Below are 12,589 nucleotides of genomic sequence, written 5' to 3' on the forward strand. Positions count from 1 at the left end.
CGCTGGCAAGAAGAGCAAGGTTGCCATCGTGGCCTGCATGCGCAAGCTGCTGGTGATTCTGAATGCCATGATCCGGGATAAAGCGCACTTCCATACGCAAATTGCTTGACGCCGAACACGGTTGCTCGTTCCGGCGCCGCTCCGGGGGCCGTCACGATGGGACGTCCCTACCCCGGCGGCCCCTTCCATCGTTCCTCGCTCGGCGTCCTGCCTCGCGTCCCCCTGCGCGACACCTCCACTCGGCCTCCTGACGGGAGCGGAGTCCGAGTTGCCTGGAAGATCAAAGTTTTCTCTTTTCTCTTTTCTCTTTTCTCTTTTCTCTTTTCTCTTTTCTCTTTTCTCTTTTCGCTTTTTGCTCAATGCACGAACTATCAGGCGACGCTCAACGCCCCTTCAGGAGGGTGAGCGGAATCGTTGCGTAGGGGGTTGAGCGGCATGGACGTCCCTTCGCGGCGTGCCCCTGGAGCGGCGATGGAGCGAAACGGAGCGTAGCGGAGTAACAGCCGCAGGCTGGCCCGGAGGGCGAGCGAAGCGAGTAACGAACCCTGCGCGAAGCGCAGGGCCGTATGCAGGGGCAAGCGTTTTTGCTTACTTTTTTCGCGACTGAAAAAAGTGAGTCGCCCAGCAGGGCGAAACCAAGCTCTCAAGCAACTCGTTAATCGCCAATGAAAGCAAAACTTTCATTCAACACACCCAAACTTGCCAGTCCGGTGTCAAGCAGCCTGTCCCCATGCAATGCGAAGAACCTTTTTTATGGGAGATCGCAATGCCTGGCCTCTTGAAGAGCGGCAGCTGCCGCCCCGATCAGGGCTGGGCGCGCAGCTGACCCAGCAGCTCCTGGGTGGGATGCCCGTCGGCCGGCCAGCCCAGCCGTTGCTGGAAACCGCGGATGGCCCGGCGTGTATTGGCGCCGATGATGCCGTCCGGCGTGCCGGCATCGAAGCCCTGGGCCAGCAGGCGCTCCTGCAGTTCCAGGCGCTCGGAGCGGCTCAACGGTTGTTCGCCGCGCGGCCAGCTGGCGGCCACTCGACCTCTGCCCTGGAAGCTTTCGGATAGCAGGCCGATGGCCAGCGCATAGGCCGAGGAGTTGTTGTAGCGCAGGATGGCGCGGAAATTGTCGAGGATGAGGAACGCCGGGCCGCGATGCCCGGCCGGCAGCAGCAGGCTGGCGCTGGCCTCGTCGCGGCCGCTGGGCAGGCCGCGCAGGCCGAGGCGGCGCCAGTCGGCCAGTGGCTTGCGTATCTCGTTGTCGGCCAGGGCGTAGTCGAAGCCCGTCGGCAGTTGCACCTCGAACCCCCAGGGCTGGCCCTGTTTCCAGCCGGATGCCTGCAGGTAATGCGCCGCCGAGGCAAGGGCATCGACGGGGCTGTTCCAGATATCGCGCCGGCCGTCGCCGTCGAAATCCACCGCATGGGTGTTGTAGGTGGTCGGGATGAACTGGGTCTGGCCCATGGCGCCGGCCCAGGAGCCGCGCATCTGCTGCACGGTGATGTCGCCGTGCTGGAGAATCTCCAGGGCGGCGATCAGCTGGCTCTTGGCGAAGGCGGGGCGCCTGCCCTCGTGGGCGAGGGTGGCCAGCGAGCGGATCACCGATTTGTCGCCCATGATCTGGCCGAAGCTGCTTTCCAGGCCCCAGACTGCGACCAGTGTTTCGCGGTCGACAGCGTAACGGGCTTCGATCTTGTCCAGGCTGGCAGCGTGTTCGTCGAGCAGGCGCTGGCCGCTGCGCACGCGCTGTGGCGAGATGGCGCCTTCCAGGTACTGCCAGACCGGCCGGGTGAATTCCGGCTGGCTGCGGTCCGCCTCGATCACGGCAGGATCGGGGCGCACGCCGGCGAAGGCCCGGTCGAAGGTTTCCGCGGAGATGCCGGCGGCCAGCGCTTCGACGCGAAACTGTTCGCGCCACTGGCTGAAGCTGGGTTGCGTGGACTCCGTTTGGGCGTCGACGACGGGGCTGTCGCTACGTTGGCTGGTCGAGGCGGATGCGTTGCGGACCAGCTCGGTCCGGGCGAGCGGTTCGGCAGCACAGGCGACCACCAGGCTCATCGCCGAGGCGGCGACCAGGGTGCGCAGCAGCAGAACGGGAACGAAGGTGTAATACATGCACCACTCTCGAAAGGCGTCATCGGCCGCAGACCTTATCACGCTTTCGGTGGCTTGGGTTTTCAGGCCGTCAGAAGGACCGAAGCCTCCCAGTGGGTGGACTGGGAGGCTTCGCGGCGGTAGCTGCCTTTGCCTTTCTTCGGCGTTTCCTGGCGGCTGCGGAACAGTGGTTGCGCCACCAGGCGCTTGGCCTTGTTCGGCCGTTTTCGACTCTTGCTCATGTACTTGCCCTCTGGCTGGCCCGGATTCGGGCGAGGGCATCATAGGCATTGTGCAAAAAATGTCCAGATCTAGAGGCGCAAGCGTGAAATAGGCCTCTTCGGAGCGATGCTCTTAGGCTTGAAGTTTCGGGCTTGGCAGTCCTGCCGGGCCTCCCACAAAAGCGGTCCGTACACACCGCCGAGCCCCGCTGCTAGATTCCGATCCGCCGTCCGCTCAGTTGCAGGCAGATATTGGCCAGGCCGATCCACGGATCGCCCTCGGCCTGGCCCTTGATCTGTGCATCGACGCGCTGCGCATCCATCAGCAGCTGGCTCCAGCGTGCGGCGCTATGGCGTTGCAGGGCCTTGGCGAGCAGTGGGCGGCGCTTGTCCCAGACCGGTGGGCGGGCCTGGCTGAAGGCCCGTTCGAGCGGGATGCCCTGGTTGTATTGCTGGGCGATGTTGGCCAGCAGGCGCAGCTCGCGGGCCAGTGCCCAGAGAATCACCGGCGCCTCGACGCCCTCGCCACGCAGGCCTTCGAGCATGTGCAGCGCGTGCGCCGCCTGGCCGTGCAGGGCGGCGTCGATCAGGCCGAAGACGTCGTAGCGGGCGCTGTCGGCCACCGCGGCCTGCACGGTATCGGCACTGACCTGGGCGCCCTCGGCGAGCAGCTTGAGCTTCTCGATTTCCTGGGCGGCCGCCAGCAGGTTGCCTTCGACCCGGGCGGCGATCAGTTCGACCGCTTCCTGGTCGGCGGACAGCCCGGCCTGGGCCAGGCGCTGGCGAATCCATTGCGGCAGCTGTGCGGCATCCACCGGCCAGATCTGCAGGAACTGCACGTCCTTGCCGTCGATCAGCGCCTTGGCCCACTTGCTCTTCTGCGTGCTGCCGTCGAGCTTGGGCAGGCTGATCAGCAACACGGTGTCTTCCGCGGGGCGGGCCAGGTATTCCAGCAGCGCCGCGGCGCCCTTGTCGCCGGGCTTGCCGTTGGGAATGCGCAATTCGAGCAGGCGCCTCTCGGCGAACAGCGAAAGGCTGGCGCCGGCCTCGATCAGCTGGTTCCAGTCGAAGCCGCTTTCCACGTTGAATACCTGGCGCTCGCTGAAGCCCTGCGCGCGAGTCGCACTGCGAATGGTGTCGCAGGCTTCCTGGCAGAGCAGGTGCTCGTCGCCGCACACTACATAGACCGGTGCCAGGGTGCCTTGCAGGTGCTTGCCGAGTTGGGCGGGAGACAGCTTCATGGGGAGTGACGGGGACCGGCGGCCCCCGTGCGCATCACTGAATGGGCAGCTGGACGGGGGATTGTTGCGGCTGCGCCTCCTGGGCGCGGCGTGCGGCGTCCAGTGCCTCGGCTTCGGCGCGGGCCCGGGTCTCGGCTTCCTGCTGCAGGCGGTCGAGTTGCGCCGGGGTGATGCGCTGGATGCGCATGACCAGCTGCTGGAGGATTTCGCGGCGCATTTCCTGGCGCAGCTGGTCGCCTTCCTGGGACGAGCCGATCAGGTTGTTGCTGTCGTGCACGTAGACCTTCTGCACCTCGACGCTGTCTTCGAGCAGCAGCAGGTTCTGCGGGCCGCGGAATTCGTAGTCGAGCACGCTGGTCAGCTCGTACTCGGCGCTGCGTGCCGAGCTGGTGTAGCTGGCGGTGCGCTGGCGGGTCTGCTCGTTGGCGAGGTTGAGGCTGTACTTGGCACCGGGATGGACGCGCACGTCATTGCTTTCGAGCAGCGCCCCGAGTTGCTGCACCGTCTCACCGTAGCTGTTGCGCGCCTGCAGGTCGATTTCCTTGAGGCCGAACTCCACGTCGCCGGTACCGCGCAGCTGGAAGCCGCAGGCACTCAGCAGCAGGCTCAGGCCCAGTACCACCAGATTCCGTTTGATCATCTTGTTATCCCCTTGCAGGCCCGGCGCGAGGCGCCGGGGCCGGATCAGTTTGCGACGATATTGACCAGTTTGCCCGGCACCACGATGACCTTGCGGATCGCCAGGCCTTCGGTGAAACGCAGCACGTTCTCGTTGCCGCGCGCGGCGGTCTCGACCTCTTCGCGGCTGGCGCTGGCCGGCACCTCGATCTGACCGCGCAGCTTGCCGTTGACCTGCACCACCAGGGTCAGGCTGTCCTGCACCAGGGCGGCTTCGTCGACCTTGGGCCACGGCGCGTCGATGATCGCGCCACTCTTGCCCAGCTGCTGCCAGAGTTCGTGGCAGATGTGCGGGGTGATCGGCGCCAGCAGCAGGGCGACGGTTTCGAGGCCTTCCTGCAGCAGGGCACGGTCCTGTTCGGCGGCGGTCGGCGCCTTCTCCAGCACGTTCATCAGCGTCATGACCTGGGCGATGGCGGTGTTGAACTTGTGGTGCTGGCCGACATCGGTGCTGGCCTGCTTGATCGCCAGATGAATCGCGCGGCGCACGCCCTTCTGTTCGTCGTTCAGCGCGGCCACATCGAGCGCGCCCGGCAGCCCGGCGCCGATGTGGGCGTGGGCCAGGCGCCAGACGCGGCGCAGGAAGCGGTTGGCGCCTTCGACGCCGGCATCCGACCATTCGCAGCTCATGTCGGGTGGCGAGGCGAACATCATGAACAGACGGCAGGTGTCGGCGCCGTACTGGTCGATCATGTCCTGTGGGTCGACACCGTTGTTCTTCGACTTGGACATCTTCTCGGTGCCGCCGATTTCCACCGGCAGCCCGTCGCTCTTTAGCTTGGCGCCGATGACCTTGGCCTTGGCGTCACGCTCGACTTCGACGTCGGCCGGGTTGAACCAGTCCTTGCCGCCGTTTTCCAGGGTGCGGTAGTAGGTTTCGGCGACTACCATGCCCTGGGTCAGCAGGTTCTTGAACGGCTCGTTGGACGACACCAGGCCTTCGTCGCGCATCAGCTTGTGGAAGAAGCGCGCGTAGAGCAGGTGGAGGATGGCGTGCTCGATGCCGCCGATGTACTGATCCACCGGCAGCCAGTGGTTGGCCGCCTGCGGGTCGACCATGCCGCCCTCGTAGTTCGGGCTGGCGTAGCGGGCGAAGTACCAGGACGACTCGACGAAGGTGTCCATGGTGTCGGTTTCGCGCTTGGCCGGGGCGCCGCATTTCGGGCAGCTGCACTCGTAGAACGCGGGCATCTTCGCCAGCGGGCTGCCGGTACCGTCCGGCACCACATCTTCGGGCAGCACCACCGGCAGCTGGTCTTCCGGCACCGGCACGTCGCCACAGCTGTCGCAATGGATGATCGGGATCGGGCAGCCCCAGTAGCGCTGGCGGCTGATGCCCCAGTCGCGCAGGCGGAACTGCGTACGCGCCTGGCCGAGGCCCTTCTTCTGCAGGGCCACTTCGATGGCATCGAAGGCGCCTTCGAAATCCAGGCCGTCGAAGATGCCGGAGTTGATCAATTCGCCATGCTCGCCGTAGGCGTCCTGCCAGGGGGCGGGCGTCTCGTCGCCGAAGCGGGTGCGCACCACCGGCTTGATCGGCAGGGCGTACTTGCTGGCGAATTCGAAGTCGCGCTCGTCGTGCGCCGGCACGGCCATGACCGCGCCTTCGCCGTAGTTCATCAGCACGTAGTTGGCGACCCACACCGGTAGCAGCTCGCCGGTCAGCGGATGCTGCACGCGCAGGGAAGTGGCCAGGCCCTTCTTCTCCTGGGTGGCGATGTCGGCTTCGGCGACGCCGCCGCGCTTGCACTCGTCGATGAAGGCCTGCAGCTCGGGGTTGTTCTGCGCCGCCAGGGTGGCCAGCGGATGTTCGGCGGCCACCGCCACGTAGGTGGCGCCCATCAGGGTGTCGGGGCGGGTGGTGAAGACCTTCATCAGCCCTTCGCTGCCGATGCTGGCGACGTCGTAGGGGAAGCTGATCTCCATGCCGCGCGACTTGCCGATCCAGTTGCGCTGCATGGTCTTGACCTGTTCCGGCCAGCCGTCCAGCTCGTCCAGGCTTTCCAGCAGTTCGTCGGCGTAGGCGGTGATCTTGAAGTAGTACATCGGGATTTCGCGCTTCTCGATCAGCGCGCCCGAACGCCAGCCGCGGCCGTCGATGACCTGCTCGTTGGCCAGCACGGTCTGGTCGACCGGGTCCCAGTTCACGGTGCCGTTCTTGCGGTAGATCACGCCCTTCTCGAACAGGCGGGTGAACAGCCACTGCTCCCAGCGGTAGTAGTCCGGCTTGCAGGTGGTGACTTCGCGCGACCAGTCGATGGCCAGGCCCAGGCTTTTCAACTGGGCCTTCATGTAGGCGATGTTCTCGTAGGTCCACTTGGCCGGCGCCACCTGGTTCTTCATCGCGGCGTTCTCGGCCGGCATGCCGAAGGCGTCCCAGCCCATCGGTTGCAGCACGTTCTTGCCCTGCATGCGCTGGTAGCGGGCGATCACGTCGCCGATGGTGTAGTTGCGCACGTGGCCCATGTGCAGCTTGCCGCTGGGGTAGGGGAACATCGACAGGCAATAGAAGGTGTCCTTGCCGGGCTGTTCACTCACTTCAAAGGATTTGTTCGCATCCCAGTGGGATTGCGCGGCGGCTTCGATTTCGCGGGGCTGATACTGTTCGTGCATGGCTACTGGCGTTGAAAAGGGGCTGGCTCTCCGCAAACGCGGCTTTTGCAGGTTTGGCGGCCGGCCTGTGGACCTGGCGCGAACCGCGACCCGGCGGGTTGCAAACGGAGGGCATGGAAGCGCCGTAGCATACATGACCCTCCGCGGCCTAGGGAAACCCGATTTGCCGCTGCACCGGGGCTCCGTCCGTCGCGCCGGGTTTGGGGCGGTCAGGCTGAGCTACGCTTGATTCAAGGGGGGGGATGAATACGAGGTGAGTTTGATGGAAAGAGAGTCCCAAGCGGAGGAAAACAATCTCTACGCGCGGGTACTGCAGCGATTGAGCCTGGCGCTGCAGGAGGCGGAACGTGATGCCGGTGGTGGTCCAGGCGTGTCCGGCGAGCTGGAGGTACGTGGGTTGACCCCGGCGGAGTTCGAGCTGATCCGTGCCTATCTGCAACGCGATTCCCAGTGGTTGTCCGGTTGGCATGCCGCCGCCGAGGAGCAGGCGCACCTGTCGCGTCAGGCGCTGCGTCCTGGCGTGCGTGGCACCAGCCGTCAGCGTCACAATGGCCGCAAGCATGCGCCACTGGCCTTGAAGCAGGCGCTCAGCTGCGCCCTGTGCAACACCGAAGTGCCCTGGCCCGAGGGGGCGGGACCGGCCATGTGCCCAGCCTGCGGCTCGCAGTTGTTGCGTGCCCGACAGCGCCTGCATACCTATCCGCGTCACTAGGAGGACTGTTGCCGTATCGTCGCGAGCCGTGAACGAGACGGCAATGGGGCCGCCCGTCCCCGACAAATGCCGCTGCGACAGGTAGAGTGGCGGCATTGACCGGGGGAGGCGGGATGCCGATTCGTTATTTCTTCAAGCAACTGCTGCTGCCGCCTGGCGGCCTGCTGTTCCTGTTGCTGCTGGGCTGGTGGCTGCGCCGGCGTGCGCCGCGGCTGGCGGCGCTGTGTTTCGTCACGGGCTTCGGCGGGCTGTGGTTGATGAGCCTGCCGGTGGTGGTGGAATGGGCGGCGCGGGCGATCGAACGCGAGCCGGCGTTGAGCACGGCGCAATGGCCGGGCCTGCGCGGGCAGGCCGGCGCCATCGTGGTGCTGGGGGCCGGGCGGGAGCAGGCCGATCCGGCCTGGGGCGGCGATCAGCCGAGCTATGTCGCCCTCGAGCGCCTGCGCTATGCCGCGCGCCTGGCGAAGGCCTCCGGCCTGCCGATTCTCACCAGCGGCGGCCTCCACTATGGCCAGCCGCCGAGCGAGGCGATGCTCGGTGCCGATGTGTTGCAGCGGGATTTCAGCGTGCCGACCCGTTGGCTCGAGGAGCGTAGCCGCACCACCTGGGAGAATGCCGTGCTCAGTGCCGAAATGCTGCGTGCCGCTGGCGTCGAGACGGTGGTGCTGGTGACGTCGGCGGCACACATGCCGCGTTCGCGCTGGTGCTTCGAGCAGAACGGCCTCGAGGTGATCGCTGCGCCGATGGGCTTCATGGGTGCGCACAACGCGCGCCCGCTGGGCGGTTGGCTGCCGGAGGCCAAGGCCTTCTGGCAGAACGGCATGCTGCTCAACGAGGCCGTCGGGATGCTGGTGTACCCGCTCGTCTACGGCGCAGAGGACGAGTGAGGGAGCTGGGGGCGCGTAGGTTGGGTTGAGCTTCGCGAAGCCCAACGAACGAGGCCGCAGGCGGCGGAGTCGTTGCGTCGTGGGTGCGTTCTAGCGAGCTCGGCCCTGCAAAGTCGGGCTTCGCTGCTTCGCGGCTCAACCCAGCCTACGCCTTGCGTCTGGCCAGCGCCCAGCCCAGCAGCAGGCCGCAGACCGCGATCAGCGGCCACGAGCGCCAGCGCAGGTAGGGCGTCAGGCCCTGCATCGGCGTGACCTCGCCGTAGAGCACGGCCTGCTCGAACTGCGGGATCTGCTCGGTGATGTGCCCCTGGGGGTCAATCAGCACGGTGATGCCGTTGTTGGTGGCGCGGATCATCCAGCGACCGGCTTCCAGGGCGCGCATCTGCGCCATCTGCAGGTGCTGCAGCGGGCCGATGGAGCGGCCGAACCAGGCGTCGTTGCTCACCGTCAGCAGCAGGTCGCTCTGCGCCGCGAGGCCGGCGGCGAATTCCGGGTAGACCACTTCGTAGCAGATGTAGGGCGCGACCTGCAGGCCCTTGGCCTGCAGCAGCGGCTGCCCCGGCTCGCCGCGGGCGAAGTCCGACATCGGCAGGTCGAAGAAGGCGATCAGCCCGCGCAGCAGCTCCTGCAGCGGCACGTATTCGCCGAACGGCACCAGCTTCTGCTTGAGGTAGGTGCCCGCGCCGACGCCGGTGGTGGTCAGGCCGTTGTAGTAGCGCAGCTCGCCTTCCGCGTTCGGCTGGCGCACCGGCACGCCGGTGATCAGCGCCGCGTCGCGCTGTTCGGCGAAGCCGGCCATCATCGACAGGTAGCCCTCGGCATGTTCCTTGAGGATCGGCACCGCGGTTTCCGGCCAGACGATCAGGTCCGCCGGGCGGCTGCGGAAGGTCATGTCGCGGTAGAGCAGCAGCTGCATCTCCAGCTTCTTCGGGTCCCACTTGATGCTCTGCGCGACGTTGCCCTGTACCGCGGCGACGGTCAGCGCCTCGCCCTTGGCGCTGGTCCAGGCCTGGCCCTCGAGCGCCAGGCCCGCCAGCCACGGCGCGATCAGCAGCACGGCGCCCGCGGCCAGGCGCGGCTTGTCGGCCCGCAGCCGTGGCAGCGCGATCAGCAGTGCGGCGCTGAGGGCGATGACGAAGCTCAGCAGCCAGACCCCACCGAGCGGCGCCAGCCCGGCCAGCGGGCCGTCGAGCTGGCTGTAGCCGCTATAGAGCCAGGGAAAGCCGGTGAGAATCCAGCCGCGCAGCGCATCCAGCGCCAGCCAGAGCGCGGCGAAGGCCAGCGCATCGCCCAGCGGCGTATGGCGATTGCGCAGCAGGCGCGCCCAGATCCAGCCGAGCAGGGCGAAGAACAGCGCCAGACCGGCGACGAAGCCCAGCGTCAGCAGGCCCGCCAGTGCCGGCGAGGCAGCGCCGAAATCGTGGATGCTGACGTAGACCCAGCTGACGCCGGAGGCGAACAGGCCGAAACCGTAGCACCAGCCGCGCTGCGCCGCCTGTTTCGGCGCGACTTCACCCAGCCCGAGGTAGAGCAGGGCGATGGACAGCAACGCCAGTGGCCAGAGGTCGAACGGTGCCAGCGACAGGGTGGTCAGCGTGCCGGCCGCCAGCGCCAGCAGGTTGCCCGGCCAGCCGGGGCGGATGATCCAGTGCATGGGGTTTCCTTCGCGAAGACGATCGGGGCGCTCGGGCGTCTCGATCGCTTCAGTCGTTGAGCCGGCTGAAGCGCAGCATGTGCACGCGGCGGCTGTCGGCATTGAGCACGCGCACGCGGAAGCCGTCGATCTCGGTGACTTCGTTGCGCTTGGGCAGATGGCCGAAGGTGCTCATCACTAGGCCGGCGACGGTGTCGAACTCGTCGTCGGGGAAGGCGCTGCCGAAGTACTCGTTGAAGCTGTCGATCGGCGTCAGCGCCTTGACCAGGAAGTCGCCGCTGGGCAGCGGGCGGATGTAGCTGTCTTCCTCGACGTCATGCTCGTCCTCGATGTCGCCGACGATCTGCTCCAGCACGTCCTCGATGGTCACCAGGCCGGCCACGCCGCCGTATTCGTCGATGACGATGGCCATGTGGTTGTGGTTGGCGCGGAATTCGCGCAGCAGCACGTTGAGGCGCTTGGATTCGGGCACGAAGGTGGCCGGGCGCAGCAGGTCCTTGATGTCGAAGCTGTGCTGGTCGTCCTTGAGGATCAGCGGCAGCAGGTCCTTGGCCAACAGCACGCCGATCACTTCGTCGAGGCTCTCGCCGATCACCGGGTAGCGCGAATGGGCGGCCGAGATGATCGCCGGGAGGAATTCCTTCGGCGACTGGTCGGCCTTGATGCTGATCACCTGCGAGCGCGGCACCATGATGTCGCGCACCTGCAGGTCGGCGACCTGGATGGCGCCTTCGACGATGGCCAGTGCCTCGTTGTCGAGCAGCTTGTTCTGGTGGGCTTCGCGCAGGATTTCCAGCAGTTCCTGGCGGTTTTTCGGCTCATGGGCAAAAGCCTGGGTGATTTTTTCCAGCCAGGTCTTCTGCCCGCTGATCGATCGATCTTCGCTCATGTCGTTGACTCAGGAGTCCTTGCCCGTGTCGGGCTGTTCTTCGGCATAGGGGTCGGGGTGTCCCAGTTCGGCCAGCAACTGGCGCTCCAGGTCTTCCATTTCTTCGGCTTCGGCGTCTTCGATGTGATCGTAGCCGAGCAGGTGCAGGCAGCCGTGGATGACCAGGTGCGCCCAGTGCGCCGCCAGTGCCTTGCCCTGCTCGGCCGCTTCGCGCTCGACCACCGGTACGCAGATCACCAGGTCGCCGAGCAGGGGGATGTCGAGCAAGTCGTCCGGCACGTCGGCGGGAAACGACAGCACGTTGGTCGCGTAGTCCTTGTGTCGCCAGGTGCGGTTGAGCTCGCGGCCTTCGTCCTCGTCGACCAGGCGGATGGTCAGCTCGGAGTCGCCGCTACGCTGGCGCAGCGCCAGTTCGCACCAGCGCTGCAGCTCGCGGGCGTCCGGGGCGGCGCCGCTGCTGGCGCATTGCAGGTCGAGTTCAATCACCGGCTTGTTCCTGGGCGGCGCGCTTGCCCGGCTGGGGCTGTTTGCCTTCGAAGGACTCGTAGGCCTCGACGATGCGCTGCACCAGCGGGTGGCGCACCACATCCTTGGGTTGGAAGTGGGTGAAGCTGATGCCGTTGACGTCCTTGAGCACCTCGATTACGTGCGTCAGGCCACTCTTGGTGCCGCGCGGCAGGTCGACCTGGGTGATGTCGCCGGTGATCACCGCGGTGGAACCGAAGCCGATACGGGTGAGGAACATCTTCATCTGTTCCTGGGTGGTGTTCTGGCTTTCGTCGAGGATGATGAAGCTGTTGTTCAGGGTGCGTCCGCGCATGTAGGCCAGCGGTGCGATCTCGATCACCTGCTTCTCGATCAGCCGTGCCACGTGCTCGAAGCCGAGCATCTCGTAGAGCGCGTCGTACAGCGGGCGCAGGTAGGGGTCGATCTTCTGCGCCAGGTCGCCGGGGAGGAAGCCGAGCTTCTCGCCGGCCTCCACCGCCGGGCGTACCAGCAGGATGCGCCGGACCTGCTCGCGTTCCAGCGCGTCCACCGCGCAGGCCACGGCCAGGTAGGTCTTGCCGGTACCGGCCGGGCCGATGCCGAAGTTGATGTCGTTGTCGAGGATGGCCTTGACGTAGCGCTGCTGGTTGGCGCCGCGCGGGCGGATGTTGCCCTTGCGGGTACGCAGGGCGACGCCCTGGTGGGCGTTGGGGTTGGCCAGGTCTTCCATCCCGGATTCCTGCAGGTACAGGTGCACCATGTCCGGCGACAGCTCGGTGGTCTTGGTTTCCCGGTACAGTCGGCGCAGCAGGTTCTCCGCGGACTGGGCCACGTTGGGCGGACCGATCAGCTCGAACTGGTTGCCGCGGTTGCGGATCTCCAGTTCCAGGCGTTGCTCGATCAGGCGCAGGTGCTCGTCGAATTGGCCGCAGAGATTGGCGAAGCGACGGGCTTCAAAGGGTTCGAGGGTGAAACGATGAGGTTCTATGGGTGCGTTCAAGGGCTTATAGGTATGGCCGGGTTCGGCGAAGTGATGAAGGAAGAATAGCGCCGCTCGGGAAAAGCGGAAAGCGCAGTCGCGGCGCCGATTTTCAGCCCCGCATGGGATACATGGGGGCTGATGCGG

11 protein-coding genes and 1 pseudogene are annotated in these 12,589 nt (G+C 66.2%); 3 read left to right on the forward strand and 9 right to left on the reverse strand.

Features of this window, described 5'->3' with window-relative positions:
• Positions 1 to 109 (forward strand): annotated as a pseudogene (locus CXK94_RS13045) (IS110 family transposase); the annotation flags it as partial.
• 695 nt (positions 110 to 804) lie between these two features.
• On the opposite strand, the gene CXK94_RS13050 reads toward CXK94_RS13045, so the two are convergent.
• The 5 genes from CXK94_RS13050 to leuS form a co-directional block, all read right to left on the reverse strand.
• Positions 805 to 2,103 carry a lytic murein transglycosylase gene (locus CXK94_RS13050; RefSeq protein ID WP_102894657.1) on the reverse strand — a complete coding sequence of 433 codons (1,299 nt, stop codon included), beginning with the start codon at positions 2,101 to 2,103 and terminating at the stop codon, positions 805 to 807.
• 62 nt (positions 2,104 to 2,165) lie between these two features.
• The gene (gene arfA, locus CXK94_RS13055) at positions 2,166 to 2,324 is read right to left on the reverse strand and encodes an alternative ribosome rescue factor ArfA (protein WP_037044731.1); all 159 of its coding nucleotides are present in this window, start codon (positions 2,322 to 2,324) and stop codon (positions 2,166 to 2,168) included.
• A 191-nt stretch (positions 2,325 to 2,515) separates the two neighbouring features.
• Complete coding sequence (gene holA, locus CXK94_RS13060) at positions 2,516 to 3,544, reverse strand: DNA polymerase III subunit delta (protein ID WP_102894658.1); 1,029 nt, start codon at positions 3,542 to 3,544, stop codon at positions 2,516 to 2,518.
• A 34-nt stretch (positions 3,545 to 3,578) separates the two neighbouring features.
• Positions 3,579 to 4,184, reverse strand: coding sequence for an LPS assembly lipoprotein LptE (gene lptE / locus CXK94_RS13065; protein ID WP_102894659.1), 606 nt, complete (start codon positions 4,182 to 4,184; stop codon positions 3,579 to 3,581).
• 44 nt (positions 4,185 to 4,228) lie between these two features.
• Positions 4,229 to 6,835 (reverse strand): leucine--tRNA ligase, encoded by a 2,607-nt coding sequence (leuS, locus tag CXK94_RS13070; RefSeq protein WP_102894660.1) that lies wholly within the window; start codon positions 6,833 to 6,835, stop codon positions 4,229 to 4,231.
• 262 nt (positions 6,836 to 7,097) lie between these two features.
• Here leuS and CXK94_RS13075 point away from each other — a divergent pair, with 262 nt between their 5' ends.
• A complete protein-coding gene (locus tag CXK94_RS13075) occupies positions 7,098 to 7,547 on the forward strand; it encodes a hypothetical protein (protein ID WP_102894661.1) in 450 nt (149 codons plus the stop codon).
• A 113-nt stretch (positions 7,548 to 7,660) separates the two neighbouring features.
• Positions 7,661 to 8,434 (forward strand): YdcF family protein, encoded by a 774-nt coding sequence (locus CXK94_RS13080; RefSeq protein ID WP_102894662.1) that lies wholly within the window; start codon positions 7,661 to 7,663, stop codon positions 8,432 to 8,434.
• A 145-nt stretch (positions 8,435 to 8,579) separates the two neighbouring features.
• Here the strand turns inward: CXK94_RS13080 and lnt are convergent, their stop codons facing one another.
• The 4 genes from lnt to CXK94_RS13100 are packed head-to-tail and all read right to left on the reverse strand — an operon-like array spanning position 8,580 to position 12,463.
• Positions 8,580 to 10,088: an apolipoprotein N-acyltransferase gene (gene lnt, locus CXK94_RS13085; RefSeq protein WP_102894663.1), complete on the reverse strand. Its 1,509-nt coding sequence runs from the start codon at positions 10,086 to 10,088 to the stop codon at positions 8,580 to 8,582.
• A gap of 49 nt (positions 10,089 to 10,137) precedes the next feature.
• Positions 10,138 to 10,977: an HlyC/CorC family transporter gene (locus CXK94_RS13090; RefSeq protein ID WP_037042421.1), complete on the reverse strand. Its 840-nt coding sequence runs from the start codon at positions 10,975 to 10,977 to the stop codon at positions 10,138 to 10,140.
• 9 nt (positions 10,978 to 10,986) lie between these two features.
• Entirely contained in the window at positions 10,987 to 11,463 is a 477-nt protein-coding gene (ybeY, locus tag CXK94_RS13095) for an rRNA maturation RNase YbeY (protein WP_037042429.1), read from the reverse strand.
• Positions 11,456 to 12,463, reverse strand: coding sequence for a PhoH family protein (locus CXK94_RS13100; RefSeq protein ID WP_102894664.1), 1,008 nt, complete (start codon positions 12,461 to 12,463; stop codon positions 11,456 to 11,458). The genes ybeY and CXK94_RS13100 overlap by 8 nt, the downstream gene beginning before the upstream one ends.
• Positions 12,464 to 12,589: the final 126 nt, after the last annotated feature.

It is taken from the genome of Stutzerimonas stutzeri (assembly GCF_002890915.1).
Lineage (GTDB): Bacteria > Pseudomonadota > Gammaproteobacteria > Pseudomonadales > Pseudomonadaceae > Stutzerimonas > Stutzerimonas stutzeri_AF.

Bases quoted from the DNA above. Each gene is read 5' to 3' on its own strand.
- lptE (WP_102894659.1), bottom strand. From the start codon at position 4,184: ATGATCAAACGGAATCTGGTGGTACTGGGCCTGAGCCTGCTGCTGAGT.
- holA (WP_102894658.1), bottom strand. From the start codon at position 3,544: ATGAAGCTGTCTCCCGCCCAACTCGGCAAGCACCTGCAAGGCACCCTG.
- arfA (WP_037044731.1), bottom strand. From the start codon at position 2,324: ATGAGCAAGAGTCGAAAACGGCCGAACAAGGCCAAGCGCCTGGTGGCG.
- lnt (WP_102894663.1), bottom strand. From the start codon at position 10,088: ATGCACTGGATCATCCGCCCCGGCTGGCCGGGCAACCTGCTGGCGCTG.
- CXK94_RS13080 (WP_102894662.1), top strand. From the start codon at position 7,661: ATGCCGATTCGTTATTTCTTCAAGCAACTGCTGCTGCCGCCTGGCGGC.
- CXK94_RS13050 (WP_102894657.1), bottom strand. From the start codon at position 2,103: ATGTATTACACCTTCGTTCCCGTTCTGCTGCTGCGCACCCTGGTCGCC.
- CXK94_RS13090 (WP_037042421.1), bottom strand. From the start codon at position 10,977: ATGAGCGAAGATCGATCGATCAGCGGGCAGAAGACCTGGCTGGAAAAA.
- CXK94_RS13075 (WP_102894661.1), top strand. From the start codon at position 7,098: ATGGAAAGAGAGTCCCAAGCGGAGGAAAACAATCTCTACGCGCGGGTA.
- leuS (WP_102894660.1), bottom strand. From the start codon at position 6,835: ATGCACGAACAGTATCAGCCCCGCGAAATCGAAGCCGCCGCGCAATCC.